General features: G+C 44.1%; 22 protein-coding genes and 2 pseudogenes. 4 read left to right on the top strand and 20 right to left on the bottom strand.

Features of this window, described 5'->3' with window-relative positions:
* Positions 1–12: 12 nt before the first annotated feature.
* The 7 genes from FU659_RS37500 to FU659_RS23390 form a co-directional block, all read right to left on the bottom strand.
* Positions 13–414, bottom strand: a complete 402-nt coding sequence (locus FU659_RS37500; RefSeq protein ID WP_261807997.1) for a carbohydrate ABC transporter permease — start codon at positions 412–414, stop codon at positions 13–15.
* A 5-nt stretch (positions 415–419) separates the two neighbouring features.
* Positions 420–638, bottom strand: coding sequence for an ABC transporter permease family protein (locus tag FU659_RS37495; RefSeq protein WP_261807994.1), 219 nt, complete (start codon positions 636–638; stop codon positions 420–422).
* Between the two features lie 3 nt (positions 639–641).
* Positions 642–1,616, bottom strand: coding sequence for an ABC transporter permease (locus FU659_RS23410; protein ID WP_147949766.1), 975 nt, complete (start codon positions 1,614–1,616; stop codon positions 642–644).
* A gap of 181 nt (positions 1,617–1,797) precedes the next feature.
* Positions 1,798–3,261 carry a helix-turn-helix domain-containing protein gene (locus FU659_RS23405; RefSeq protein WP_147949765.1) on the bottom strand — a complete coding sequence of 488 codons (1,464 nt, stop codon included), beginning with the start codon at positions 3,259–3,261 and terminating at the stop codon, positions 1,798–1,800.
* 13 nt (positions 3,262–3,274) lie between these two features.
* A complete protein-coding gene (locus tag FU659_RS23400; protein ID WP_147949764.1) occupies positions 3,275–4,123 on the bottom strand; it encodes a cache domain-containing protein in 849 nt (282 codons plus the stop codon).
* A 44-nt stretch (positions 4,124–4,167) separates the two neighbouring features.
* Positions 4,168–5,787 (bottom strand): response regulator, encoded by a 1,620-nt coding sequence (locus tag FU659_RS23395; RefSeq protein ID WP_187274345.1) that lies wholly within the window; start codon positions 5,785–5,787, stop codon positions 4,168–4,170.
* A complete protein-coding gene (locus tag FU659_RS23390; protein WP_147949762.1) occupies positions 5,768–7,567 on the bottom strand; it encodes a sensor histidine kinase in 1,800 nt (599 codons plus the stop codon). The genes FU659_RS23395 and FU659_RS23390 overlap by 20 nt, the downstream gene beginning before the upstream one ends.
* A gap of 177 nt (positions 7,568–7,744) precedes the next feature.
* On the opposite strand from FU659_RS23390, the gene FU659_RS23385 reads away from it, so the two are divergent.
* The 3 genes from FU659_RS23385 to FU659_RS23375 all read left to right on the top strand — a co-directional run bounded on the left by FU659_RS23385 (position 7,745) and on the right by FU659_RS23375 (position 11,003).
* Positions 7,745–9,103, top strand: coding sequence for an ABC transporter substrate-binding protein (locus FU659_RS23385; RefSeq protein WP_147949761.1), 1,359 nt, complete (start codon positions 7,745–7,747; stop codon positions 9,101–9,103).
* A gap of 110 nt (positions 9,104–9,213) precedes the next feature.
* On the top strand, positions 9,214–10,152 hold the full coding sequence (locus FU659_RS23380) for a carbohydrate ABC transporter permease (RefSeq protein WP_187274344.1): 939 nt from the start codon (positions 9,214–9,216) through the stop codon (positions 10,150–10,152).
* 11 nt (positions 10,153–10,163) lie between these two features.
* Positions 10,164–11,003: a carbohydrate ABC transporter permease gene (locus tag FU659_RS23375; protein ID WP_147949759.1), complete on the top strand. Its 840-nt coding sequence runs from the start codon at positions 10,164–10,166 to the stop codon at positions 11,001–11,003.
* A gap of 89 nt (positions 11,004–11,092) precedes the next feature.
* On the opposite strand, the gene FU659_RS23370 is transcribed toward FU659_RS23375, so the two are convergent.
* From FU659_RS23370 to FU659_RS23325, 10 genes are all read right to left on the bottom strand, one after another.
* Complete coding sequence (locus FU659_RS23370; RefSeq protein ID WP_147949758.1) at positions 11,093–11,896, bottom strand: polysaccharide deacetylase family protein; 804 nt, start codon at positions 11,894–11,896, stop codon at positions 11,093–11,095.
* 16 nt (positions 11,897–11,912) lie between these two features.
* Positions 11,913–12,824, bottom strand: coding sequence for a carbohydrate ABC transporter permease (locus tag FU659_RS23365; RefSeq protein ID WP_261807993.1), 912 nt, complete (start codon positions 12,822–12,824; stop codon positions 11,913–11,915).
* A 2-nt stretch (positions 12,825–12,826) separates the two neighbouring features.
* On the bottom strand, positions 12,827–13,777 hold the full coding sequence (locus FU659_RS23360; protein ID WP_147949757.1) for an ABC transporter permease: 951 nt from the start codon (positions 13,775–13,777) through the stop codon (positions 12,827–12,829).
* An 88-nt stretch (positions 13,778–13,865) separates the two neighbouring features.
* The gene (locus tag FU659_RS23355; protein ID WP_222708613.1) at positions 13,866–15,407 is read right to left on the bottom strand and encodes a type 2 periplasmic-binding domain-containing protein; all 1,542 of its coding nucleotides are present in this window, start codon (positions 15,405–15,407) and stop codon (positions 13,866–13,868) included.
* The gene (locus FU659_RS23350; protein WP_147949755.1) at positions 15,350–15,556 is read right to left on the bottom strand and encodes a hypothetical protein; all 207 of its coding nucleotides are present in this window, start codon (positions 15,554–15,556) and stop codon (positions 15,350–15,352) included. The genes FU659_RS23355 and FU659_RS23350 overlap by 58 nt, the downstream gene beginning before the upstream one ends.
* A gap of 99 nt (positions 15,557–15,655) precedes the next feature.
* Positions 15,656–18,445 (bottom strand): sensor histidine kinase, encoded by a 2,790-nt coding sequence (locus tag FU659_RS23345; RefSeq protein ID WP_147949754.1) that lies wholly within the window; start codon positions 18,443–18,445, stop codon positions 15,656–15,658.
* The gene (locus FU659_RS23340; RefSeq protein WP_147949753.1) at positions 18,445–19,224 is read right to left on the bottom strand and encodes a response regulator transcription factor; all 780 of its coding nucleotides are present in this window, start codon (positions 19,222–19,224) and stop codon (positions 18,445–18,447) included. The genes FU659_RS23345 and FU659_RS23340 overlap by 1 nt, the downstream gene beginning before the upstream one ends.
* Positions 19,225–19,346: 122 nt before the next feature.
* Positions 19,347–20,420 carry a sialidase family protein gene (locus FU659_RS23335; RefSeq protein WP_147949752.1) on the bottom strand — a complete coding sequence of 358 codons (1,074 nt, stop codon included), beginning with the start codon at positions 20,418–20,420 and terminating at the stop codon, positions 19,347–19,349.
* A 38-nt stretch (positions 20,421–20,458) separates the two neighbouring features.
* Positions 20,459–21,409, bottom strand: a complete 951-nt coding sequence (locus FU659_RS23330; RefSeq protein WP_147949751.1) for a D-2-hydroxyacid dehydrogenase — start codon at positions 21,407–21,409, stop codon at positions 20,459–20,461.
* A gap of 23 nt (positions 21,410–21,432) precedes the next feature.
* Positions 21,433–22,602: a mandelate racemase/muconate lactonizing enzyme family protein gene (locus FU659_RS23325; protein WP_147949750.1), complete on the bottom strand. Its 1,170-nt coding sequence runs from the start codon at positions 22,600–22,602 to the stop codon at positions 21,433–21,435.
* Between the two features lie 363 nt (positions 22,603–22,965).
* On the opposite strand from FU659_RS23325, the gene FU659_RS23320 reads away from it, so the two are divergent.
* Positions 22,966–25,401: a sialidase family protein gene (locus FU659_RS23320; protein WP_187274343.1), complete on the top strand. Its 2,436-nt coding sequence runs from the start codon at positions 22,966–22,968 to the stop codon at positions 25,399–25,401.
* A 114-nt stretch (positions 25,402–25,515) separates the two neighbouring features.
* On the opposite strand, the pseudogene FU659_RS23315 reads toward FU659_RS23320, so the two are convergent.
* From FU659_RS23315 to FU659_RS23305, 3 genes and pseudogenes are all read right to left on the bottom strand, one after another.
* Positions 25,516–25,739, bottom strand: a pseudogene (locus tag FU659_RS23315) (hypothetical protein); the annotation flags it as partial.
* Positions 25,740–25,896: 157 nt separating this feature from the next.
* Positions 25,897–26,565, bottom strand: a pseudogene (locus tag FU659_RS23310) (ABC transporter ATP-binding protein).
* A gap of 70 nt (positions 26,566–26,635) precedes the next feature.
* On the bottom strand, positions 26,636–26,855 hold a 220-nt coding region (locus FU659_RS23305; protein WP_147949748.1), incomplete at its 5' end, for a sigma-70 family RNA polymerase sigma factor.

Genomic DNA, 26,855 nt, shown 5'->3' with positions numbered 1-26,855 from the left:
AAAGTAGCTGTTTCACCAGCTAACCGCGTAAAACAAGGATAATGCTGCCAAAATCGGCTTGTAGAGCGGGATAAAAATCTGCATTAATATTCGCCAATCGCCGGCACCATCCATCGCCGCAGATTCCTCAATTTCCTCCGGCAGCCCTTCCATGAATGTTTTCATCACAAACATGTTGTAGGTGCTGATCAAACCAGGCAGCCAAACAGCCCAATACGAGTTTATTAAACCCAACGTTTTGATGAGGATAAAGTTGGGAATGATACCTGCGACAAACAACATCGTAACCGTGATCATCATCAGCAGCGCATTTCGACCGAGAAGTCTCCGTCTTGAAAGCGGATAGGCTGCCAGAATCGTCATGACCATATTAAGCACTGTTCCGACAATCGTGACCACAACCGTGTTGCGCATTGCTATCAATAACTGGCCGTCGTCAAACAAACGTTTATAGGAACTACATTGAACTCGACTGGCCAGAAGAAAACTTCACCGGAATTAATCGCCCTGCTGCTGCTGAAGGATGCCACAATTTCGTACCAGAACGGGAACAGTGTCAATAATGAGATTGAGCCTAGGAATAGGTAAGTACTTAATCTTGCAAATCCATTTAATATCCCTTTGTTCGTTCTACTCATTGCTTACCATAGCCCCCGTTCCCCGGAAATTCGGATCATCCGGTTGACGCCAACAATAAGGATCAGGCCTATGGCCGATTGGAACAGCCCTATCGCCGTTGTATAGCTGTAACTCATATTCTGCAAACCTACCCTATACACATAGGTGCTAATGACATCTGCAACATCAAGTACAGAGTTATTTTGCAGAACGAGCGTTTGTTCCAGCCCCACATCCATCATTTGTCCCATTCTAAGAATAAGCAGAATGGCAATCGTACTGCGAATGCCCGGTAATGTAATGTGCCAAATTTGACGCAGCTTGTTGGCACCGTCCATCTTCGCTGCATCATAGAGCTGCGGATCGATCGAGGCCATTGCCGCCATATACAGAATCGTCCCCCACCCTGCTTCCCTCCAAGTGCTCGATAACGTATACACAATCGGCCACCAAAAAGAATCGGCCATGAAGTAAACGGATTCCCCTACGGTTAATTTCTTGATGACCATATTCACAACCCCCGTGCTCGGTGAGAACACGGCAACCACAATTCCGCCCAAAACTGCCCATGACATGAAGTGGGGAACGTACAACATATTTTGCACAATGCTCTTATACCATTTCCGCCTTACTTCATTAAGCAGAAGAGCAAGGACAATCGGGACAGGGAATCCAAGAACGAGACTGTACAAGTTAAGTACGAGTGTGTTTCTTAATATCCTCCAAAAGTCCGGGCTAGCGAAAATCATTTGGAAATGCTTAAATCCAACCCACTGGCTTCCGAATACGCCGTCCGCAAACCGATAATTCTTAAACGCAATGATCTCACCAAGCATCGGAGCGTATTTGAACAGGACATAAAAGCTGATCACGGGCAGGAGCATCATATATAAATACTTATCCCGCATCAGCCTTCTCCATACCGACTGCCTGAACCTTCCGATTCCAACCGATTGTGTCCCGGTCCGTAATTCTGTTGCCGGGAGCCTAGCCTTCATATTTCTTCACCCTCTCATTAAGTCGTTTTGCCAAACCTTTCGTTCGGTTACGATTTGATTGTAGGAGAGGTGATAAGAGAAGGAAATAGACGTGTTATGAGGTAAGTGCCCTTTTCTGTATATTGCCTGGTTACATTTCTTTAGGGTGGTATCTTTATCTTGGGTTTTTGCGCCTTGAAGCTTACTCCGACGCAGATTTTGCTTCAGACATTAGCACCCACTCCCGATATTCGGTTGGTGTCATGCCCGTATATTTTTTAAAAGCCCGAAGATAGCTGCGCGTATTCGTGTATCCAACCCATTCCGCTATATCGTTAATCTTGCGGTTCTTAACAGCAAGGAGCTCCTTGGAAGCATTGATCCGGATTTCGATCAAATAATCGATGAAGTTTTTCTCCGTATATTCTTTGAACAGCTTGCTAGCGTATGTCGGATTTAACTGAAACTTTTCGGACAGCAACTCGAGAGAAAATTCACTGTCACGATAATGATCTTGAATGTAAGGCAACAACCTGTCGATGGTCTTATTGCTTCCCCGTTGACTTCGTTTTCCTTCAATTTTCCCCGCAAGTCCTTCAAGTACGGTTTTGACAATCCGCTGCGCATCCTGCCAATTGTCGCATTGAATAATCCGTTGGTGGAGATTACCCATCTCTTCAAGCGTTTCCTCTGTATTTATGCCGACTGAAGCAACGACCTGCAATGATTTCATGATCAATTCGTAAGAGAGCTGCCTTATCAAATCGGGAGATAAGCTGCCGTTGACCGCTTCTATAAACAATTCTGATATGTATCCCTCTAATTTCCCGTTCTCTGTCTGCTTTAACGCTTCCACAATTCGATCCGTCATCTTTATCAAGCGGTAATAGTCCTGATTATCATGCCCCAGTAAATCTTCGATAGAAATGACGGAATGACTGCCGATCACCATTTTGTATTGCAGGGCTTTTTGCGACTCTTCGTATGATAGGGGGATATCCTTCATATCTTGATAGCATCTTCCTACACCAATGGTCACCTGAAGCCCGAATTGCCTCTTCATGACATCCAAGACCAAATCGAGGACGGCCAATGCACGCAGATGGTTTTGGTCCATATCTCCTTCGGCAAAGCTAAAAACGATGGCAGCGAAACCCGCTCCTAAATTGACTGCAGCTCCCGAGTTTTCCATATTCATCAACTCTTCCGCAACGTTGCATAACGCATACGTATACAAGGTTTCATCCTTCGGGCTGACACCGCCCTCCTTACCGATCTCGGCCGTACACACGACAAACCGCTCAGAAAACAAGCGGATTCCGGTAAATTCAAGGTGATGGCGCACGGATGCGTACTCCGTTCTATAGCCGGACAGCATGTCCAAGATGATTCTCCATTTCAATACTGGCTTGGAATCCCGGACCTGCTTTTCTAGTTGTTCACGGTCTACAAACATTTGGTCGAATACCGTTTCTAGGTAACCCAACCCAATAACACGTCTCATCGACTCATGTTCCGGATGGACTGGCTTGAACGCTCCTGACATTTTCCCGACTAATCGGTCCAAGGGCTTAAATGTCCGACGGTTTACGTAAAAAAGAACAGTCAAAGCGAATAGAACCATGCCGACGGCAAACGCAATCATCAAACTCCGTGTAGATTCCAAAGGTTGATACACTTTAGACTTGGGAATAACGCTTACAATTCGCCAATCCCGTATAATTAGAGGCCGTATAAAATATCGATTGCTCAATCCCCTCCATATTCACTGTGAAGTGTCCGCTACCGTTATGGCTCAGAATCTGTTGACTATAGGGAATGTCTGCCAAGTTCTTATACAATTGCTTTGCGTCGTCATGAGTCACTATGTTTGCTTGATCATCGATAATGAAGGTATGTCCGCCATGGTCTTCTTCATACACATCCTTGATCATCCGATAAAGAACATCTTCACTGATATTGATGGCAACAAGTCCCTTTCGATATTCAGGGCTGCTGATCGATGGATAGGAACGAATCAGCGTGACGACAGCCTGCTCTTTTTCGCCATCCCATACTTTATGAGTAGTTAGCCATTTCGAATGCTCTTTCATCTTTATATAGCTAGCCAACCAGTTGTCTTGCGAGACATTCCCCTTCATATAGATTTTATCGGTCAGCATATCGCCACTTACATCCGAATAAAGGAATATAGAAGAAAATAGTTCATTCGTATGTACAAGCGTTTTCAGTTTGTTTGATAATCCAAAAAAATTCGCATATTTTTGAGCTGCATCATCATAACTGTCATACATGAAATAAACATACTCCAGCTCCTGCGACATGTTCAGCAAATCTTTCTCCGTTTGACGAAAAACGATTTCCATTTTATCATCGATCTGTTTTAGCAAGGCAATATGGGTATTCTTCAGATCCTGCTCCAATCGTCCCACAGTTCCGGCATAAGACAACCAGAAGGTTAAAAAAATGATCGCAATAAAGACCAAGCTGTAAATGAACATGACCTTGCCAGAAATACTCAATTTCATAGACACCTCTCCCTACTACAATCGCTCACTTTATATCGCTAGTCTTATTGACGGAATTCAGTAGGGGTCATCCCGATCCTCTTCTTGAAAAGCCTACTGAAATATTTTTCGTCTTGGTACCCCACTCGATTGGCGATTTCATACGTTTTCAGATTAGAGCCGAGCAGCAGTTCTTTTGCCTTATCCATCCGAACATGGGTCACGTAGTCGGTTAAATTTACACCCTCCACCTGTTTAAACAAAAAGCTTAGATAGACAGGCGACACAAATACTTCTTTGGCAATTGTATCCAAAGAAAGGTTGCTTGCATATTGGGTCTCAAGTATAGCTTTAGCGGCTTCCACCACGTTATTTCTGCCGGATTTCCGCAAATCTACAGTCAGCTGGAGCAAATAGCGAAGAAACGTTTTGCAGATTTGACTAAGTTCTTCCAGCGTAGCAGCAGATAAAACCAACTGAATCTGCTCAGCGGTCAATAAATGATCCAATTGCATCTTAGGATGCAATTCGGAGATAACGCTTGCTCCGGAAATCATGGCTTTCAGGCTCTCCGTTTTCGTTAATGGGATGGTAATCTCCCGCTCTTGAAGATCAGTGAAAAAGGAGTGCATCCATAACTCTAATTCCTGAAAATTACCTATTTTTAGTGCCATGCGCAGCCTTTCATGAGCCGATGATGTTTCTTCAATGGCGGACGTTTCCATCATCGGAGGCTCCTGTTCATCGTTCTTCCGCTTTCCTTTTGACGCTTCCCAATCCACGTCGTCAATAAAAATGACTTCGTTCGGTCCGGTATAATATTTATATTCCAAGGCTGTTTTGGCCTGCTCATAGGCCATCTTTCCGTCAAGAACCAATTGTTCGCAAAGGCCCCCGATACCAATTGTGACAAAGTATTTTAATGTTTGTCTTATATTCGCCGCCAAAAGCCGCAGGTCACGGTGAAGTTCCTCCATTGAAAATGTCATATTTACAATAATCGCAAAACGATCCGGCAACTCAAGAAAAATGCATTTATTTTCCCAGTCTTGCAAAGTTTCTTCAGCGATGTTTTGGATAGCGAAATTCATCAACTGTTGATCTTCATAATTATAATTTCTGACAATTTCGGGATCCTGCTCGATTTGCAGCAAAACCATCCGGAAAGGCTGCAGGGTCAACGGAACCTTGAGGTAGGCGGTTTTTTCCATAAACAACTTCTCATTGATTCGCGCCCCTTCCAATAAGGTTCTAACAAACCTATCCCGGATTAACGGCAAATTTTCTTGTAGTTGGCGGTTTCGTTTGTTCTCTTCCTCCCATTCTTTTTTGATCTTAATGAGCACATCTAACAGCATATCCGTGTCAGGAGGCTTAAGAAGATAATCGGAAGCTCCAAGCTGAAGCGCTTGCCTGACATAGTCGAATTCATCATGGCCGCTGAGAATGATAGATTTTATTGACCATTTCCGGTTGCGAATTTCTGTAAGCAGTTCCACTCCCCCCATAATTGGCATTTGACAATCTACGATAATCAAATTGGGCGGTGCGCTTGCCATTTGCTCCAGAGCCTTCCTTCCATTTTCCGCCGGAGGAAGCCATTCAAAGCCATACTCCTCCCATGGAATTAAAACATGCAGTCCTTTAATGACGATCGGTTCATCTTCAATGACCATGACTTTCATATAGTTTCCCCCATTGTTCTTCATTTTCGATGATAGGAATTCTTACAATTACAGTGGTACCGACATCAGGCATACTGTTGATTTGCAGAGCATATGCAGGACCAAACATCATCTGCAAGCGTTCATTCACATTTCGCAGGCCATAACCGCCTTTACTTCGTACAGGGATATATAACAGTTGTTCGACTTGATCCGCATTCATTCCACAACCATTGTCCTGAACGGTCCAAATGATATCGCTCCCTTGAATACAGGAATGAATCAAAAGAACTCCCTGGAGATCTGTTGATGATTTGAATGCATGAAGGATAGCATTTTCGACGATCGGCTGGAGAAGAAGCTTCATCGTAATAAAATGGCCGATAGTAGAATCAATATGATAAATGGGCGTGAATCGATTAGGGAATCGCGCATGTTGAATATTGATGTAGGCTTTGATTTGATTCATTTCGTTTTCTAATTTGTAGAAATCTTCTCCCTTATTCAAAGAAATCCGGAACAATTCACTGAGCGAATGAACGACTCTAGCCGTTTGGTTATCTCCGTTGAGTTTTGAGCTAAAGAAAATGTAATCCAACGTATTGTAAAGAAAATGCGGCTCGATCTGTGCTTGAAGTGTCTTCAATTCAATCATTTTCTGATTTGTTTGGCTGATATACACTTTCTGAATCAAATCATTCAATTCAACGACCATTTCGTTGTACTTTTGCGTAAGCATTCCGATTTCATCTTTTGACTCCACGGGGACCTTTTGATTAAAGTCACCTCGTTTAAAATTGCTCATGGACCGAAGCAATTTCTTAATTGGCAGGGTAATGCCTTTGGAAAGTAATATGGACATCACAACCGCAACGAGCAGGAGAGAGAAGGTCAATACGATCGTGCTGCTTAGAACAATGCCATACTGCTTTTGGATATCTTCCATGGGGGTAAGACTCACAATATGCCAACGATACAGCTCAATGGATGTGTTAGCAGCCAAATACTTTTTATTTCCTATTTCGTAGATCCAGGTTTGATTGGGCAGCAGCAGGTTTTTGATTTCGTTCACATTGTCTTTAAAATTTTTGCTCATTTCTTTATCGTCCAACTTACTTGCGACGAGTTGATAATTGTCGTCGAACAGAAGCAGATTGGTCGTCCGACTGATCTTCACGTCTTGGATGGCATCTCTTAACGCGTCCCGATTAATTCCAAGAAAAAACATGCCCAACTTTTTGTCCGCATCATACAAACTTAAAATACGCCGTCCTAATACGATGTCATTGTAATTATGCGCATAAATAAACAGAGGCGATCCCGAATAATCCAAGTGAGACTGACCGTTACGCGCAGCCGTAGCCATATACAAGGGTGATTCTTTAAATTCTTCATAGGGAACAACCTGCCTGAAAAATCCTGAGAAATCTTTAAACAGAAAGTTATTTTCGCCATACAAAATAATAAATGAAATATACGTTTTAGCTTGCTTCAAATTAGATAAATAATTGAAAATCGTTTTTTGCGGATCACCAACATATGAAGGAGAAGTTTGGCTGAGCAGCGATTGAATAGTTTCGTTCCCGACTATAAAGGAAGAGAGATCGGTAGCATCATCCAGCATATTTTGGATATTGTCGGCAATAAGCCGGATGATTTGCACTTGATTCTGCATGGTCTGTTTCTCCAAAGAACGAGTTGCAATGTTGTACGAGAAAATGCCCAGACCAATAACGGGAATAAGCACAAGCGAAATGAAAGCAACAAGCATTTTGGTTTGCAATGTTTTGAATTGAAACATCGTGTTTTCTCCTCAATCATGTTGATTACTAGCATTATAAAGCTTCGCAAACATCTAAGGTATAGCAGATTCACACTTGCTTGAATAAGTCCACCAATCCTTAAAATCGTCACATTGTAATAAAACCCTGTAACAATTACGATAAATTTGCATCCAAATCATCAAGGAGGGGTAAACATGAAACAGCTAAAAAAGCCTGCAATGATCCTAATCAGCCTAACCTTATTGGCAAGTGCAGCGTTGACAGGCTGCAGTTCGAACAACGGGGAAAAGAGTGCGCCAAGATCAGCTCCGTCAGCAGCAACGAAAGAAATCGATTGGAAAACCGTGAAAGCGGATATCCGGTTCGTCTATCCGGGAACATCTGAAGCGGAAAAAGAGTTAGCCGATCAATTTAAAACAAAAATGAAAGAAAAGTATCCTAACGTCAACATTGAGTACATGTTCTTATCCTGGCAGGATATGGAGAAGAAGTTACCTATCATGCTTTCATCTGCCGATTATCCGGATATGACGATGACCCAAGACGTAACCAACCTTGTGCAGTTGGACGGATTGGAGGACATTTCTCCTTATCTCAATAAAACAGGCTCCGCATTGAAAAAAGATAATTTTCTTCCAGGCACACTGGAATATGCGTCCAGAGGAGATAAAATCTATTCCGTTCCGAATCTTGCCAACTCATTTACCCTCCTAGTCAATGAACAAATGCTGAACGAAGCCGGCATGAAAGTTGAAGAATTAAAAACTTGGGAGAGCGTGGAAAAAGCAGCTCAACTCATGACCAAAGGCGATAAGTACGGCTTTGGATATCCTCTGGGCGTAGCTCGTTTTGCTTTCAGAGTTCCTTTCACAGCCGCATATAGCAATGGGCTTCTGCTCAACGATACATCGGAAGCGTCAAAGAAAAAATATATCGAGACGCTGGATCATTTCAAAAAACTAGAAGCCTATGAACCGAAAGCACATTTCACTTGGGGTTATCCGGAAATGTGGCGTTCGTTTAGCAACGGAGAAGTGGGCATGGTTGCTGCGGGAACATACTTTTCCGCTAATGTGTACAGCATCAATCCGGACATTATTAAGGTAACCAGAGCGATTCCATATCCGAAAGGACCTTCCGGGGACAAGGCACAAGCACCGGTATCGAGCGTTGGCGTAGGCATGTTCAAAGGCAGCAAAAATAAAGATGTCACATGGAAGCTAATCGAAGAGTGGTCCTCTTCCGAGTTTAATACGTCAGAAGCAGCGGTAGTTAACGTCACCGCGATGAAAAATGCAAATTTGGATGAGATCGTCAAAAAGGCTGAAAAAGTTTATCCCAAAGCCATCGATGGCCACAAGCGAATTTTACAAGACTTTAACCAAATCCTTGTCAACAACGGCGTTCCAATGGCTACCATCGTAGGGCAACCCGAGATGGAGACGGTTGTGCAAGATAATATAACGAAGCTTCTTACGGGAAAAACGAGTACAGAAGAAACGTACACGGCTATCAAAGATGGGATCAATAAAATAAAAGACAAGTTTAAATAACGTTAGTCAGCATGCTTCGGGGAACCGACAGGAAATATAAGTCGCTGTTCCCCGTTTTTATTTATGATCAAAATGCGAAAGTTTACTCTAATAAAGGAGGAAGTTCACCTATGGACACCCCAATCAAACAACCTGCTTCTTCTATTGCCATAAAAAATAAACAGCACCGTTCGCTTATCAGACGGTATGCTTTCGGCTATTTACTGCTTGCGCCAGTCGTATTATATGTGGCGTTCTTTCAATTTTATCCGTTGTTCGATACGATTCGTCTCAGTTTCTTCAATTATTCGCTTCTTCATGGCGGCGGCATGCAATTCACAGGATTGAGCAACTATAAAGAGCTGACCGTGAATGACGATCATTTCTGGTTTATTCTTAGGAATAGCCTAGTATGGGTTATCGGATCCACGTTACTTCAGTTCCTCATTGCTGTTCCTGCCGCACTCATCCTAAATCAGAAGCTTCGCCTTAGGGGCCTATGGCGTGGGTTAGTGATGGTTCCATGGGTTTCTCCTGTTGTTGTGATCGGCATCATCTGGAAATGGATTTATGACGGACAATATGGGTTACTCAATTACTATTTAAAGTTGCTGCACCTGCTACAGGACAACATCGTTTGGCTTGGACACGAATTTTGGGTGTGGCCTTCCTTGCTGCTTACTTCCACGTGGAAAGGGTTCCCCTATGTTACTTTGATGCTGCTTTCCGCACTACAGGGAATTTCCAGTGAGATGAAGGAGGCTGCAGAAATTGACGGTGCGACCAATTGGCAAAGATTCCGTTATGTAACACTACCTTCGTTAAAACCCATCATGTACGTCACCGGCATGGTTTCAATCATTGCATCTTGGACGAAGTTCGAAATGATCTGGGCATTGACCAATGGCGGACCGGGTTATACGACCAGCATTTTACCGACCTATTTATACACCCACGCATTCGTTTATTTGGATTTAGGCAAAGGCGCTGCTATTGGAACTTTATCGATGCTGATTGTGTTGATTATGGTATTTGTTTATGCCAAATTGTTTGGTAAAGATAATAGTTAAGGGGCGAGAACATGAGAGAAACTTACTTGATGAGAATATGGAAATACACGATTTTGTTTCTATTATTAGTTTTTACCTTGGTACCTTTTCTCTGGCTTTTGGATACTTCATTCAAGAGCGACGAAGCCATATTTGCCTCTAAACCGACATGGTGGATATCACCTTTTACTTTGGATAGTTATACATGGGCTCTCGGAAAAAAAGGGATCCAGCTTGGCAAATTGTTGTCCAACTCTCTGATCACCTGCGCGATTACCGCGCTGATAACAGGATTGATCGCTTGTATCAGCGGTTATGGTTTAGCCAGATATAAAGTTCCAGGGATCAAATTAATATTCGTACTGCTTGTATTAGCCCAGATGATTCAGGGACCGATGATTATGATTCCATGGTATAAATTTGCATCCTCGATGTCGCTTTTGAATACTAAAACCATTCTTGTGATGATTTATTGCACAATGACAATTCCTGTTGGCGTCTGGATCATGAGCGGTTTTTTCAAAACAATCCCGATCGATCTGGAAGAAGCGGCCTACATGGATGGCGCATCGAAATTAAAAACATTATTTGTTGTTGTGATTCCCCTTGCTTTGCCCGGGTTAGTGGCGATCAGCCTCTATTCCTTTATTCTTGGTTGGAACGATTACCAATACTCGCTTATTTTAACAAACTCCCTTTCTGCAAAAACGGTCCAGGTCGGCATCGCCGAGGTCATGGAAAGCATGGGCTCGACCAACTGGGGAGGCATTCTCGCCAGTGGCGTCATTATCATCCTTCCGATTATTCTGATCTTTGCTATCATTCAGAAATTCCTCATTGAAGGTTTAACCGCCGGAAGTGTTAAAGGATAATTTCTACACAATAACGAGTGTTAAGGTTAGTCACCTTTAACACTCGTTTTATAGTTTCTATATCAACCATTTTCAGCGCATACTTTGTTTCATACGACCAGTTTTTTCATTTCTCCAGGCATTATTTCTACGGCCTGTCCTTCCAAACTCAACCATACGGACATGGCGGAAGGATTATGAACCCACTCTCCTGAAACAGCGAACCGCAATTGGCGTAATGCTTTCATGTACAGCACGATTTCAATATTGGTCGCATACCAAATATCGGGATGGCGACCGATCAATTCACCAAATCGCTCTAGCTGCTCCCAGTTTTGATTGTTATTAAATTCATAGCTGTGACCCCATACATATAACAGTGACATGCGAGGATGACGCGGTCGATCATCGATAAACTTCTGGCCGAATTCCAGCATATCGCGATGATGGCAAGTAGGGGACCACAATAAAAAATCGTCCGGCATGTCAAAGCCGCCATGATTATTCGTGGTTCGAGCATATTCCACTCCCAGTGCAGGAAGCAGCGCCACAACCTCCTTGTTCCAAGCGCCGTGAGGGTATGACAACCCCTTTACGGGATATTCTGCAAGATGCTCCAACTCTCGGCGATCCTGCAAGATCTCATCGGCAATTCTTTCCTTTGGAGACAAACTCAGAAATGGATGGCTGACCGTATGAGCTGACACCTCATGCCCACTAAATAATTCTTTCACTTCCGAACGATCCAAATAACCTGGTTTCCCCAAAAGTCCGGAATTCAAGTGAAACGTCCCCCGGATGTCGAAATCATTTAAAATACGAACCATGCTCCGGTCGAATTCCCGTCCGTCATCGTAACTTAGCGTCAAAGCTTTGCTCTTTCCGCCGGGAAATAGATCAAAACGAATACGCATACAATCCCTCCAAATTTCAACCTTTTACGGAGCCAATCAAAGCTCCTTTAATGAAATATTTTTGCATCCATGGATATATCAATATGATGGGTCCTATCGAAAGCAGCGCAATACCAGAGCGAACGTTGCTCATCGCAAGTTGCGCCTGCTGCGCATTATTATTAAGCGTCAATTCATTGCTTTGTTCGCTTGCGGATGCCAACATTTCACGCATAATCACTTGTATAACCGTCAAATTGCGGTTGCGAATATATATCGTGGCATCAAACCATGCATTCCAATGCTCGACTGAAGCCCAAAGTGCGATGGTGGCCAGTACAGGCGTCGAAATCGGCAAGATGATTTTAAACAGAAGCGTTACATAACCGGCCCCGTCGATCACGGCGGATTCCTCCAAAGCTGCATCCAGCGACATAAAATAATTTCGCATGATGATGATACTGAAAATGGCAACGGCCCCCGGAATGATGAGAACTAGAAAGTTGTCGAGCAGCCCCAAGCTGCGAATGATCAGATAAGTAGGAATTAACCCTCCGCTGAAAAACAAGGGGATGATGAAATACGTGGTAAGCCCCCCGCGAAAAGGCAGTTCTTTCTTGGCAAGCGGATAAGCGGCCAGTATGGTAAATAAAACCTCCAATACAGTCCCGAAGGCGGTACGTAAAATCGAGTTCATATAGGGCCGAACGATCTCCCCGGAGGAGAGCAAATACCGATAAGCTTCAAAGGACCAATTTTTCGGCCAAAAATGAAAACCAAGCGTAGTCGCTTCTCTTCCGTCGGAGAAGGATAACACCACCACCTGCCAGAACGGATACAAGATTACCAATGAAAAAATAACCATAAACAAGCTGTTTAAACCAACAAACCACCAACCGGGTTGAAGTCTGACACGGATTCTGCCGGCTCTTTGCTGCACTAGCCTCATTTTCACCACACCCCATAGTCGTTGAATTTGCGCACAATCTGATTCACCGTGACAAGCAGAACAACCCCCACCACGTTTTTAAACAAACCGACTGCAGCGGAATAATCTAATCTAAATTCGACAAGACCCGCCCGATAAACATAGGTATCGATAATATCTCCAACCTCATATACCAACGGACTGTACAAGTTAAGAATTTGATCAAACCCGCCGGATAAAATGTGACCTAAACGAAGTAGAAATAAGATCGTGATCACAGGTATAAGCGAAGGCAGTGTAATATAAATCATTTTGTGGAAACGGTTAGCCCCGTCTGATTCCGCCGCTTCATAGATCTCCGGTGAAATCGAAGATATCGAAGCCAGATACAGAATCGACGCCCAGCCCACTTCCTTCCAGGCATCGGAAATCAGCAGAAGAGGAATAAAATAAGTTTTACTGGATAAAAAATTGATCGGTGTTCCGCCGAAAAAGGTAATGATGTAATTGACACCCCCCCGTTGTGGGGAGAATACCTCAACGACCATGCTGGCAATAATGACCCAAGACATGAAATGCGGTAAATACGAAATACTTTGTACGGTCCTCTTGAATCTATTGTGCATGATTTCGTTGATCAGTAGCGCAAAAATGATTGGGAATGTAAAGCCTATCACAAGCCGCAGCACGCTGATGATGACGGTATTTCGGAGTGCTCTTATAAATACGAAATCATGAAACATATTTTTAAAGTGTTCAAAATTATTCCAAGGGCTGTCCCAAATCCCCAGCCCGGCTTTAAAGTCCTTGAAAGCAATGATAACGCCATACATCGGCGCATAATGAAAGATAGCAAGATGCACGACAGGCAAAAGCAAAAGAAAATACAACATTTTCATTTTTTTTACTTTTTTCCACTTCAGAGCTCTGGATGTTTTCGCTTTAATGACTGATGTTTCAACTGAGATAGCCATGTTCCTCCGCCTTTCTAAAAAGTGGGGAGATTTGTCTCCGACAAATCTCCCACGTTCCAACTCTTATCCGTTTTTTCTTTATTTCAAATTACTTCTTACGGAGATCGGCGACTTTCGGCGCTTTTTCCAGTTCGGCAAGAATCTCATCACCACCGCTGCTGCGCCAATTCTTCACGTAGGCATCCCAAGCAGAATCGACATTCAGCTCACCCGTAATGGACTTAAACAAGAATTCATCCTTTATCGTTTTTAATTTTGCATCGTATTTGGTTTTCAACTCATTGAATTTGGTTTGATTGGAATAATCCCATTTGAAGGGCCGATAGGCAATTTTCCTGCCTGCTTCGGCACCAAAATACAGATCTGTCAATTTGGAAACGGCAGCATTACTATAATACGCATTGACATTACCAAATTGGATCGGCAAATTGTAGTAACCTATACCGTCTTTTTCGACTTCCGCTGCCTGTTTAGGAATGACAGCCGACTTATAGGGCTCAGCTTCCCACGAATAATCTTTTCCTTCTTCACCAAACGCTGAGAGCATGAGCCCATCTTTGTCCAAGTTCAAATAGTCAAAAATCTGGAGAATGCGAGCTAATTTTTCATCCGAGACATCCTTTTTGATGACCATCGCGTAGCCGAATCCATCTACAGGCGTATAAGCGGCCGAACCCTGCTGACCTTTAAAACCGATAGGCGGCGGGGTAAAAAGGAATTTCGCATTCGGATCCTTCAGGATGAGATTTCCGGGCGGACGATTGAACGTAAATGGCACCATTCCTGCCGCTTGAACCTGCACCTGCGCTGCGCCGTATTTCCCGGCAGCGAACTTTTCCCAGCTTTTAGCGCGGTTTAATGTGGTGAATTCCGGATCGATATACCCCTTTTTATTTAAAGAGGCCATATATGTCAGAAACTCTTTATAGTTTTGGCTGATCGCATAACTAACCAACTTCCCGTTTTCCTCCATATTATAATCCGCACCAGCGCCATAATCCCAACCAATGCCAAACGCCCCAGCTTCCGTACTTAAAGCCCAAGATGCATCGCTATTGTTCAGAAGCAAACCATACGTATCCTTTTTACCGTTGCCGTCAGGATCGTTATTGACAAACGCTTCGAACATTTTCTGCTCTTCATCCAGTGTAAACGCTTGTTTGGAGAAGAAAACTCTTTCGGCACCGCCGGAAGTACCCACGGGAACGATGTCCCCTTTAGGTTTAAATCCAAGTTTTTCCATCCAATCCAGACGGTAAACTTGACCCCAAGTGAGATTATCCCATTCTTGTTTATAACCCGTGAGGGCATAATATTCGCCATTCTTACCAGGAACTTGATTTATTTTCCACCCCGTCGGCTGATCGCTTAAAACTTTAGCGTAATTAGGAGCATATTTCATGATCATTTCTTTGGATATGCTTCGGGTGACAGCATCCGAATATAACTTTTCCGGCGCATCCATGAAGGCGATATCCGGTAATTCTCCCGATGCTACCATCAGATTTTTTTGTTCCTTGTTGTTTACATCCAGTTTTCGATTTTTCAATTTCACATTGAATTTCTTTTCAATCAATTGTTGAACCTTGTTGTTGTCTTCGATCTTGCCTCTTGCCCTTGGCCAACCCAACTGATGTCCAGCGTTTTCGATGTATCCGCCGGCTTGTCTGATGCATTGGTAACGTTCGGTTCGCTCGTTGTTTTCCCCCCCGAACATCCCGAAGCCATCAAGACCACTGCCAAGCTTAGTGCGGCAACGCTTACTTTTTTACTTGTCATATCCATCCCCCTAATCTTATCGCTTGCCTTACCTATTCATTATAAATAAGAAGCCCCTGAGATCAGTAACACTATCATCAGGGGTTTATAATACGAATCTCATACATTTGAGGACGCTTCCATCGAGTTGACGCCCTGATACGGAAGACGGATTGTCACTGTCGTTCCAACACCCGGACTATGGATCGATAAGCCGTACGCCTCACCAAAATGGAGCTTGATTCTGCTATTCACATTATATAATCCTACGTTTCGCCGGTCTCTTTTCTCCAAATGAAGACGGATTTCATCCAGCTTTTTTGGTTCTATGCCTGGGCCGTTATCCTTTACGACCACTTCGATACAATGCTCCTTTTTCATACAGCTGACCCTAATCCTAATCTCGCTGTTATTCGTCTTAAGGGTGTGTCTTATTGCATTCTCAATAATGGGTTGGAGGATCATCTTATTAACGACACATTCGTTCAGCGACTCGTCCAAATGCCAATCGAAATGAATTCTGTCCTTATAACGGTAACTCATGATCTTCGAATAGGACTGACAGTAGACGATCTCTTCTTTAAGCGTCGTCAATGGGCTGTCTTTCCCCATAGCGTATCGAAACAGACGACTCAGTAATCCAATCATATCTACGGCCAAATGGCGCTCTCCCTTTTCAATCATATACATGATATTCTCAAGTGTATTATAAAGGAAATGGGGATTAATTTGTGCCTGCAGCGCCTCCATGTGCAGCTCTTTTTTCTCAAATTCAAGGGTTAGCCTTTCTTCATTCGCACCCAGCGTATCTTGTACCAGCCTGTGAATCCTCTCCAGCATATAGTTAAAAGAAATTCTCAACTGTTCAACTTCATCGATCGCAAAGGCTTTGTGGAGAGTTAATTGATTAACATGTTCAAGATCAATGTTCAGATAACGGTCTTGAATGGAAGCTAGCGGTTGCACTAAATACTGTGACATCAAGTAGGAAAATAGGAGAATCAGCAAAAAAAGAATGACCAACAAATAAATATCATCGAAAAAGAGACGTATCACTTGATCCTTTATCTCCGAAGCATCGTACCTTGCAATCACATACCAGGGTAAAGCAGTCATTTTCTTGGAAAAATATATGGCGTTATCCGTGCGGAATAGAGTCCCCTCCGATTGACCCAATTGAAAAGGAATGTCGGCTTTCTGCCCTATTCTTCCCATATCAGGATGGGATACTATACGTCCGTTTTCATCAATGATAAACGCTTCACTGCCGTTCCCATTCAGATCGGCATACAAATTGGTGAAGAAAACACCGTTTATATCCGTTTTCATATAAGCAATCGGGCTGGAATAACGATTAATATCGACGATGCCTATGCTTAAACTTACCTTAGAGGATGCTGTATCTGTCGGTGGAAGCCAGTAAAAAATATTTTTACGGCTAGCGCGCATTTGCTCGAAAAAAGCCGGGTCGATTTGGGTTGCATGCTTATATCGATTGCTGTAGATCAATTGATTATTTATATTATAGATGCCAATGGCATCCTCACTGAGAATCGGCAAAAAACTGTCGAATATCAGTTGATCCATATGCTGTTGAAGGTTGTCGCTTGGTTGATCCACGTAGGATACAACGAACGCATCGTAAGCCAACCGGGTCATGGCGGATTCTTTTTGATCGGCAAATAACTCTACCCTATGAGCTGTCTTATCAAACAACGTATAAAAGGTTTCTTCCAATTCCTGCGTAATGATTCGCGATGATTGCACATAAAAAACCGTAACGAAAAGACAGATAGGAAGCAGTATCGTTATTAATAAATAGACAAATAAACGGTCCCTCATCGTGAACCTTTTGTATCTATTTCGCCCAACTTCTACAGGTTCCCACCGTTCCTCCAAGCTGCGCTGCCTTCCTATCCAACTGATCAGACTGTGCAAGGGGAACAAAATTTTGCGGCCAATCAAATGCGATAGAAAAAAAGTTAGCAAAGCGCTGCCGCCTAAAATGATGAGCGAATATCCCCCAAGCGTCAGAAATTGCCTTTTGTGAAACCCCGATTCGGTTTCGGCCAAAGCGATACGGATGTCATGAAATCCGATATCCCGAAAAAAATATCGTTTCCCCGAGAGTGGAACTCCGTCCATTTGCTGCGTATTCTCCATATTTTCCAGCAGTTCATTGATCTCTGGAGTGACTTCGTTCCCCTTAAATAATACCTGATCCAGTGAATCCAAGACCGCCAACGATTCGCCGTATGGAAGAATATGATTGAACGACCCTGCATTTAAATTAATCGTGAGGATGCCGAGTGTGCCTTCTGGACCTTTGATCGGACACATAAAGTAACTTGATTTGTTCCATGTGTCCAGCAGATTTCGCAGCGCGTCATCTTTGATGTCCAACGATTTCAAGCCAAATGCTTGATAAGTCTGGTTTAAGGAGACGAACTTGATCTGATTGTCCAGATTGGAAATAGGCAGTTGATTGCCTTCAAAATAATAGGAGGAATATTTGGCATTCGAACTGTACTGGCCCCCCCTTGTCCAAACCGTAATGCCGCTGATGAACTCATTTCCTTTATTCAAATTAAATAGGGAGGACTCTACGTTTTGCGACAAGCTCACCTTTTCATACGATGTTGCGTTTGGCCGCTCTAATTTGTCCAACGATTGAATTAATATGGTGTTATTACGCAAACTATCTATGGTTTGGTAAATATCTTCGAATTGTTTGCGCACATCCGCGGTTGTTTGATTTAATTTCATGGCTTGCACCATATCGGTTTTCTCATCAATATAACGTACGGTTTTCACATAAAGGACATAGCCGATAATGATGAGCATCAGCGAAACGATCGAAAGGGAGAAAAGCAACAAAAAACGATTCAGCTTTATCTCTTTTCGCTTCATTACACGCCTTCCTTGGACAAGTAGAGCGATCCGCCCGATTCTCTATAGGTTTGTGGCGTAACACCGCTTAAGCGTTTGAATATTTTATTGAAATACGAAAAATTGCCATAACCGACACTCATCGAAATTTCAAAAACTTTGTAATCGGTATGCAGCAGTAATTTCATAGCCTCGTTGATTCTAACTTCATTCAGATAATCGATAAAATTTTTACCCGTTTCCCGCTTAAATAATGTGCTGAAATAGTTCGGATTGACGTGCAGTCGTTCCGAAACATCTTCAAGCCTGATTCGCTCTGTATAGTTTTCAGCAATATATTGCTTCGCAACAGCAACATAAGAATTGCGATCTCCATTCGTCCTTACAACCAAATGACTAACGGAGTTAACGGGTTGGCTAGCCTCTTTCTTCAAATCATTGGCCACACCCCGGAACAACTCGAGGAATTCATCACGAATGATCGGCTTAAGCAGGTATCCCTTCACCCCAAAACGGATCGCTTCCTTGGCATATTGAAAATCATCATAGGCGCTCATCAGCGCAACCTTGATGTGAGGAAATTCAGTTTTCAAACACTGAGCAAGCTCCAGTCCCGTCATATTCGGCATTAAAATATCCGTCAAAATGACATCCGGATGACATTCGCGCGCCATTTTCAGAGCCAATTCGCCATCAGAAGCACACCCTGCCACTTCAAATCCAATTTCTCCCCATGGCATGTTATTGACTACCCTTTCGCGAATAAACTCCTCATCATCAGCAATCAATACTTTGTACATCGGATCCCTTCCCCCCTGTTATAAGCGCTTACAAATAGAGAAGATTGTTTCTCCTTATCATTAGATGTTACCTTGATAAGTATGAAAAAACAACTATCGTCTATCGACGATAGTTGCCTTGCCTAAACCATTATTGCGGTGTCTAACACTGCCGCCATTAAATCGATCCCGGTCCGTTTGAAGGGCGGATCCGATTCCAGCTCCTGAAATGCCGGATCCTCAACCTGCATATAGGTAATGATCGCTTTGCCGGATTTCGTGAACATACAATTCAGATTCGTATATTCATTCGGTCCCTCCGCAATATTTCCCACCTTTCTCCAGGATTCCCCGCCGTCTGTAGAAACCGCTGCGCTTAAAGGCGTACGTCGTCCGAAATGATGCTTACCGGGTTCGTACTGGCTATCGTTCCATAACAGAAGAAGTGCGTCGATGCCGGGGATCCGCCGCACGCAAGTGCATGATTCCGGCGATTTCAAACCGCTTGTTTGCGGTAAGCTCCACGTGTTGCCGCCGTCCATTGAAGCGCACAAAAACACCGCGCCCAATTGGGACCTGATGGACATGAGAAGACGTCCGTCGCTCATTTCAGCAACGGAGGATTCCATGGCGCCACGCATAGGCAGATCTACGGTACCAGCGGCACGCGTCCACGTAAATCCGTCATCATCGCTAAAGTAGCATCCGATCTCATTGTGCTGACCACCTTGATGGCCTGTGCCAAAGTGGAAGGGAAGCAACAATCGGCCGCTGGACAACAGGTTGATATGGTTCGCACCGCCTTGCAGCCATTGACCCTTCGTACGTTCCCAAATGTGTGTGAGAAATTCCCATGTTTCGCCTCCATCCTTCGAGACATGGGCTTCCATTGTGGAACTGGATCCCCCTCGATGACCTCTTAAGCAATGGAGTATTAACGTTCCATTGGGAAGAAGACACAGACCAGGAGCCTGCACATTGTGATCTTCCGGATTGACATCGATCAGCATCCGCTCGCGTCCCCAGGTCATTCCGCCGTCCATGGAGGTTTTGGCATAAATCCGGCATAGATCGAAATCGCTTCCAAAAGAACCGTCATATTTGTGCCAAACCGCTAACAATGTGCCATCCTCCAACTCAGCGACGGAAGCCGTATCGTTCCTTGGGTTATTGGCAGAGGATTTCGCAATTGTTGCGTATTTTATTGTATTCATCATGTCATTTCACCTCGTATATGGTCATGTCAAACATACTTTTACAAATTCACCTGATTGAGAAATGGTTTTCCGTCACGGTAATTCATCAGATTGTTCAAGAGCAACTGACAGAAACGATCGAATTCTTTGACCGACCGTCCTCCCGAATGAGGCGTAATTATCACATTATCCATTTCCCATAACGGACTTCCCTTCGGAAGCGGTTCTACCTCGAAGACATCAAGCCCCGCCCCCTTCAGCCTACCGCTGCTCAATGCCGCATGCAGAGCATTCTCATCGACGATACTTCCGCGGGCCAGATTATAGAAATAGGATCCTTTCTTCATAGAAGCGAACATCGCAGTGTCAAACAATTTCTCGGTCGATGCGTTACCGGGCAAGATTAGAATTACGTGATCCGCTTGCGCTACAGCTTCCTGCAAGCGGGAGCTCGGGTACATCTCATCCATGTAAGGATGCGATTCCCCAATTTCACGTCGCACCCCAATGGTGCGAACGCCCAATGCGCGCAGACGTCGCGCGATTTCTGTCCCGATGCCGCCAACACCGACAATGCATGCCGTGCTGTCAAACACCTCTTCATATTCAAATTGACGACTCCATTTATGCTCATTCATATCGCGTATATGATGCGAAATACGACGAGTCAGTGCGAACATCATAGCCATTAAATGCTCTGCTACAGCTACCGACATGACACCGCTAGCGTTACAAAGCGTAAAAGAGGTACCCTCTTGATGCGTGTTGCCCAAGAAAGCGTCATAACCAACACTTCCTAATTGGACAAGCCGAACCGGGCTTCTTGCAAGCCATTCCGCTTTCGGCCAACCAACCACAATTTGCGATCTACCTATCTTTTCACGGAAAACTGACTCAGGAGTCTCTTCGTTAATTTGCTCCAAAGTTGCCCAATCGGACAATACCTGCCGGATCCGTTCCATGTGTTTTTCCGTAAAACCATTGACAGCAACCAAGACGTGAGGTTTCATAGTTTATTTCTCCCACCTTCCTATTAGGATACCGTCAGCGGAACCCGATATACAGAACCTGGAAGGTATGGATATTTCTCTTCCAGCCCATCTGGTAAGTGTACGCCCAACCCAGGGGTCGACGGAACCTGTATGTTACCGTTCTCCATTTTCAAAGGTTCAACCATCATTTCCTCACGCAGGGGATTCGGCACATTGGAAAGCTCCAGAATCGTACAGTTCCTAGAAGCGAACGCCACGTGGAAATTCCCCATGATGCCCACACCTCCGCACCATGCGTGAACGGCAATAGGAATGGACTTGCGTTCGCACATTTGCGCTACCTGGCGGAACACGCTCAATCCCCCGATAACGGCCGCATCCGGCTGGAACAGGTCGAGCGAATTCGCTTTCAAATATGATTCAGCTTCTACCAGGCTCGTTACCGTCTCCCCTCCTGCAACCGGAATGTTGACGTTGCGCCGAATTTCCGCAAATCCTTCATAGTTGGTTACCTCTGCCGGTTCTTCAATCCAAAGTAGGTTGTATTTCTCAATACGTTTTGCAATCTCAATGGCTGTTTTGACAGACCATGGATATTTAGCTAAGCCTTGCGCGGCATCAACAGCCAATCCGATATCCGGCCCAAGAGCTTCGCGGCATACGGCTACTTTCTCTTCAATCGCGTCGATATCCGGCAGCAGGTTGATGCGAATTTTCACTGCCCGGAATCCTTGTGTCACATAGTCACGCATTTCTTGTTTAAGCTCGTCAATTGGCTTATTATTGCCACCGCTTGCATAAGCCATTATTTCATTATGTACCTTACCGCCAAGCAATTCGTAAACAGGAACGCCAAGCGCCTTACCTTTTAGATCCCAAAGCGCCATCTCGATACCGCCGATCACGCATTGCGTTAATCCCATTCGTCCCAGGTAATAATTAGCAACCCGCATTCGATCGGACATCTCAAGGACGGACATCGGGTTTTGTCCAATCAGATCGTGCTCCATCTGTTCCGCTATCCCTCTGACTGCTTCGGGTGCATAAGTACCCGCGTAGGTTTCACCCAAACCATAAATACCTGCATCTGTTTCCACTTTCAGAAAAGCCGTTGGACGGTATCCCGTTTTCAAACAAATTTCCCGCTCCGCGTCCCCTTTATTTGCGTACGGAGCGCTGACAAGGATACATTTAACTGCTGTGATTTTCATTCCGGTTTTCCCCCCTCGATGTTCACTTTCACCAAATTATTCGTTTATTCCGCTATTTATTATATAAAAGAAGCATCTGAGGTCCGTAACACAATCATTAGAGTTATCTAATACAATCTTCACCGATTTGGAGACATTCTCTTCCTGCGGATGACTTGAAGTCAATTCAGCATAATAATGCTTAATTAAATCCACTAAATCTAAATTTCATCCCGTTATCGCATAGCGTTCATAGTGATATTATGAGATAGCATCCAACTTCTAAAGGAAAGGGGTACGATAGTAAGTATCTACTTTTGAATGCGCTTTAAAATGAATGAAATATGATTCATGGCAATGGATATGATGAGAGGAGACTTTATTATGAAAGAAAATCAAAGAAAACTTCTTTATAGCCTCTGTTTCACTTTCCTATTTACCTTGGTGCTTGGGTGCTTCATAGTTGTAAATTCATCTGTTGCACATGCGTCTTCATCACCTTCTTATACGCTTGATGAAAAGGTAGCTTATCAAAATGATGGTTCAAATAACTTTTGGTGGACGCACATGAGGTGTGCGTCCATCCCGAATGGTGCAAGTCCCCAAATTATGTGTACCGTTTCCAAAGATAAAAATGAAAGCCCTACCAATTTATCGGATGTCTTTTATGATATCGCTTATACATCCAGCGCGGATCTAGGTGAGACTTGGTCATCGCTGACAACCATTCCTCAATTTCAATGGAAGACATTGCCGGATGGTTACCAAGGTATGTTAATTGATCCCGTCCCCGTGTATCACAAAAAAACAGGAAAGATCGTCCTGTTCGGCATGGCCCAATCCTATGGTCTTAATTTTGCAAAGAAACATAACTACCCCGCTTACGCGATATACGATCCTGCCTCTTCAACTTGGAGCAGCGATTGGTATTTATTGGACTGGCCTAATGTATTCGGACATACCGGCAGTGTTTATCCATATGAAGTAGACGATGGTACGGGAGACCTGCTTTGGCCCATCAACTTATTGGACGGAACGGGCGCCGTAAAGGTCATTAGGGCTTCATTTAACGGCACTGCACTTTCCTATATGAGTCAAGGTTCAGCAGTACCGAATCCTGGGGGCAACGGGAACCGTTCAGGCATTGAAACTTCCCTTACTCAATATAATAACGAATACTTTATGACCCTTCGCGATGATACCCAGAACAGATTAGCCAAAAGCAGCGACGGTTTGATCTGGCAGTCAGCAGTTACCTTACAATGGGAGGACGGGACGGCGGTAACCGGAAGTATGAATACCCAGATGCATTGGGTGACACAACCGAATGCGCTATACCTGGTCTATACCCGTCAGGATGCTTCTAACACGGATATACTCAGGTATCGAGCTCCCTTATGGATGGCTGAAGTCGATCCTGTCACGCTTCGGGTCAAGAAAAACACAGAACAAATCGTGATGTCGATAACGGACAACCGGGCACAATTGGGCAATTTTGGAACCACTGCAATTACGCCTGATTTGAGCGTCGTGACAAGCAACGAATGGAGATCCCTCGTTCCGAATCGGGCCATCGTTTCGAGAATTTGGTGGAATAAGTCTATCGTCGGTAACTGGAGTTTAGATGAAACTTCAGGAAATACTGTTGTGGATTCCGCTACCGGCCTTAATCCCGGAACCATTGTGAACGCGACACGAAACACGAACGGCAAATTCGGCAGCGCTTTAACCTTTGACGGCAGCGGCGATTATGTGAACTTAGGCGATCCTGCCAGCGGTGCCTTTGATTTCGGAACCTCACAAAACTTCTCGGTTTCCGCTTGGGTGAAAACCAGTGTAACGGGCACAACAAAGTATATTTTGAATAAAGGAGATACGAACGCTTCGTACTGGTTACGATTTGAGGAAAACAATACCATTAAATTTCTTCTCGACTATGGCAGCACCTTTGATGCCGCTCAATCGACAGCCACCTATACGGATGGGCTATGGCATCATGTTGTTGGTGTCGCCGACAGAGTAGCAGGTCTTAAACTATACGTCGACGGTGTATTAGTCGGTCAAGATAACAGCCCTACAAGCGGGACCATCTCCAACTCCCTTCCATTGACAATTGGAAATAGCTCTTCAAACACAATGAATGGTTTAATTGATGAAGTGAGACTATACAATTACGCTTTGAATTCAGCGGAAGTAGGACATTTATACGGGTTGAACGGATATTGGAAGTTTGATGAAACTACAGGAAGTACAGTGCTGGATTCTACCTACAATGGTTATCATGGAACAATTACGAATGCTGTTCGGAGTGCGAGTGGTATGTTTGGCGGTGCTTTAAGCTTTGATGGAAATGGCGATTATGTATCTTTGGGAGATCCCTTCAGCAATGCTTTTGATTTCGGAACCACAGGAAGTTTTTCCGTTTCCGCATGGGTAAAGACAAGCATGCCGGGCACAATCAAATATATTGTGAATAAAGGAGATACAAATGCCGCATATTGGTTGAGATTTGAAACAAATAATACCATTAAATTTTTGTTGGATTATGGTAGTACCAGTGATGCGGTTCAATCGACAGCGACCTTTGCAGATGGGCAGTGGCATCATGTCGTGGCTGTAGCCGATAGAGCTTTGGGGCTTAAGCTATACGTCGATTCTGTTCTGGTCGGCCAGAACACGACGCTTACGGGAGGAAATATATCTAATGCATTTCCGTTGACCGTAGGCGTCAACTCCGCAAGTACGATGAACGGCCTGATCGACCAAGTTAGCATATACGCTTATCCATTAAGTGCAGCGGATGTGCAAAGCTTACAATAGATTTCCATCAATCACATTCAAAAAAGGTAGATACTGCTTCTAGCAGTATCTACCTTTTTTCTTCTCGAATTATCCGATGCCATGCAAGATCATGTTTGTCCCCTCAGGAGGGTTCAAAAAGGGGCGGATTCGTTTGTCGATTTCAGGTCCAAATTCATGGACCCATCTCATGATCGTCGTATGGGAAATCTTAAATCCTCGCTCACTCATCATTTCAACTATATCTCGATAGCTTAAACTATATTTCAAATACCATCTCACCGTTAGTAAAATGATTGCGACTCATATTGCTTCCATTTAAATAAATTCAATTTCGCTTCCAAAGCAAGTTGCTCCATCCCATGACTTCATTTCAATGATGTTAACATGAACCAGGGCTTTGCACCACAACCAAATAATACTTAGTAACCAAGTTCGCCCCCTCCCACACCTACTTTGCATTGTATTTAATCAAAAACCGAAACACCTTTCGGAATACCGGTCTTCATTTTCCATTTATCCTCTCAGTCGCCCATCCCAAAACCGCACAATCCGCTTCGCCTGCTCCGCTACCTGCCGATCATGCGTAATCACAATAATCGTCCTGCCCTGCTCATTCAACCGCCTGAAAATATCCATAATTTCCACACCCGTCTTGGAATCCAGGGCTCCCGTAGGCTCATCCGCCAAGATGATCGGAGGATCTCCTGCCAACGTTCGCGCAATCGCAACGCGTTGTTGCTGCCCGCCAGACAGCTCTGAAGGAAAATGCTTCCTGCGATCAAGCAAATCCACGGCTTCTAATGCCTGCAAAACAAGCGGCTCACGTTGCTTTTTCGTCATCCCGCGATAGATTAGCGGCTATTCCACATTCTCATACGCATTCAATCTCGGCAGCAAGTTGAAATTTTGAAATACAAATCCGATCTTCCGATTCCGAATTTCCGCCAATTGTGAATCCTTAAGGGAATCAATCTGTTTCCCATCAAGGATGTAGGCCCCTTCATCCGAAACGTCCAAACAGCCGATGATGTTCATCAGCGTGGATTTTCCGGAGCCTGACGGCCCCATAATAGCGACAAATTCCCCGTGCGCGATATCTAGTGATATATCATCCAGCACCCGAATCGTTTCCCCGCCCATATAATAAAATTTACTTACATGTTCAATTTGGATTAAGGTCATTCCCTTCGCCTCCATTTCGTGATCACGTGATCCCAAATAAATGAAGTCTACGATTTTTTATCCTAGGTTCTTACCGCTTCGCCTTATAAAACTCATGATACAGCTTCATGAGCGCCCGCTTCTCAATCCTAGATACATAGGACCGGCTAATCCCCAACTCCTTAGCAATCTCCCGCTGCGTCCGCTCTTCCCCGCCTAATTCCAGTCCAAACCGCCCCACCACAACTTCCTTCTCCCGCTCATCCAATATCTCCAAATTCTTATATATCTTTGATTTCTCTATTTTCAGC

Source organism: Paenibacillus sp. N3.4 (genome assembly GCF_008017805.1).
Taxonomy (GTDB): domain Bacteria; phylum Bacillota; class Bacilli; order Paenibacillales; family NBRC-103111; genus Paenibacillus_E.
This window is presented reverse-complemented; position numbering and strand designations above follow the sequence as displayed.

Excerpts from the sequence above, each read along its gene's own strand:
- FU659_RS37500 (WP_261807997.1), bottom strand. The coding sequence starts at position 414 with ATGCGCAACACGGTTGTGGTCACGATTGTCGGAACAGTGCTTAATATG.
- FU659_RS37495 (WP_261807994.1), bottom strand. The coding sequence starts at position 638 with ATGAGTAGAACGAACAAAGGGATATTAAATGGATTTGCAAGATTAAGT.
- FU659_RS23410 (WP_147949766.1), bottom strand. The coding sequence starts at position 1,616 with ATGAAGGCTAGGCTCCCGGCAACAGAATTACGGACCGGGACACAATCG.
- FU659_RS23400 (WP_147949764.1), bottom strand. The coding sequence starts at position 4,123 with ATGAAATTGAGTATTTCTGGCAAGGTCATGTTCATTTACAGCTTGGTC.
- FU659_RS23395 (WP_187274345.1), bottom strand. The coding sequence starts at position 5,787 with ATGAAAGTCATGGTCATTGAAGATGAACCGATCGTCATTAAAGGACTG.
- FU659_RS23390 (WP_147949762.1), bottom strand. The coding sequence starts at position 7,567 with ATGTTTCAATTCAAAACATTGCAAACCAAAATGCTTGTTGCTTTCATT.
- FU659_RS23385 (WP_147949761.1), top strand. The coding sequence starts at position 7,745 with ATGAAACAGCTAAAAAAGCCTGCAATGATCCTAATCAGCCTAACCTTA.
- FU659_RS23380 (WP_187274344.1), top strand. The coding sequence starts at position 9,214 with ATGGACACCCCAATCAAACAACCTGCTTCTTCTATTGCCATAAAAAAT.
- FU659_RS23375 (WP_147949759.1), top strand. The coding sequence starts at position 10,164 with ATGAGAGAAACTTACTTGATGAGAATATGGAAATACACGATTTTGTTT.
- FU659_RS23370 (WP_147949758.1), bottom strand. The coding sequence starts at position 11,896 with ATGCGTATTCGTTTTGATCTATTTCCCGGCGGAAAGAGCAAAGCTTTG.
- FU659_RS23365 (WP_261807993.1), bottom strand. The coding sequence starts at position 12,824 with ATGAGGCTAGTGCAGCAAAGAGCCGGCAGAATCCGTGTCAGACTTCAA.
- FU659_RS23360 (WP_147949757.1), bottom strand. The coding sequence starts at position 13,777 with ATGGCTATCTCAGTTGAAACATCAGTCATTAAAGCGAAAACATCCAGA.
- FU659_RS23350 (WP_147949755.1), bottom strand. The coding sequence starts at position 15,556 with ATGACAAGTAAAAAAGTAAGCGTTGCCGCACTAAGCTTGGCAGTGGTC.
- FU659_RS23345 (WP_147949754.1), bottom strand. The coding sequence starts at position 18,445 with ATGAAGCGAAAAGAGATAAAGCTGAATCGTTTTTTGTTGCTTTTCTCC.
- FU659_RS23340 (WP_147949753.1), bottom strand. The coding sequence starts at position 19,224 with ATGTACAAAGTATTGATTGCTGATGATGAGGAGTTTATTCGCGAAAGG.
- FU659_RS23335 (WP_147949752.1), bottom strand. The coding sequence starts at position 20,420 with ATGATGAATACAATAAAATACGCAACAATTGCGAAATCCTCTGCCAAT.
- FU659_RS23330 (WP_147949751.1), bottom strand. The coding sequence starts at position 21,409 with ATGAAACCTCACGTCTTGGTTGCTGTCAATGGTTTTACGGAAAAACAC.
- FU659_RS23325 (WP_147949750.1), bottom strand. The coding sequence starts at position 22,602 with ATGAAAATCACAGCAGTTAAATGTATCCTTGTCAGCGCTCCGTACGCA.
- FU659_RS23320 (WP_187274343.1), top strand. The coding sequence starts at position 22,966 with ATGAAAGAAAATCAAAGAAAACTTCTTTATAGCCTCTGTTTCACTTTC.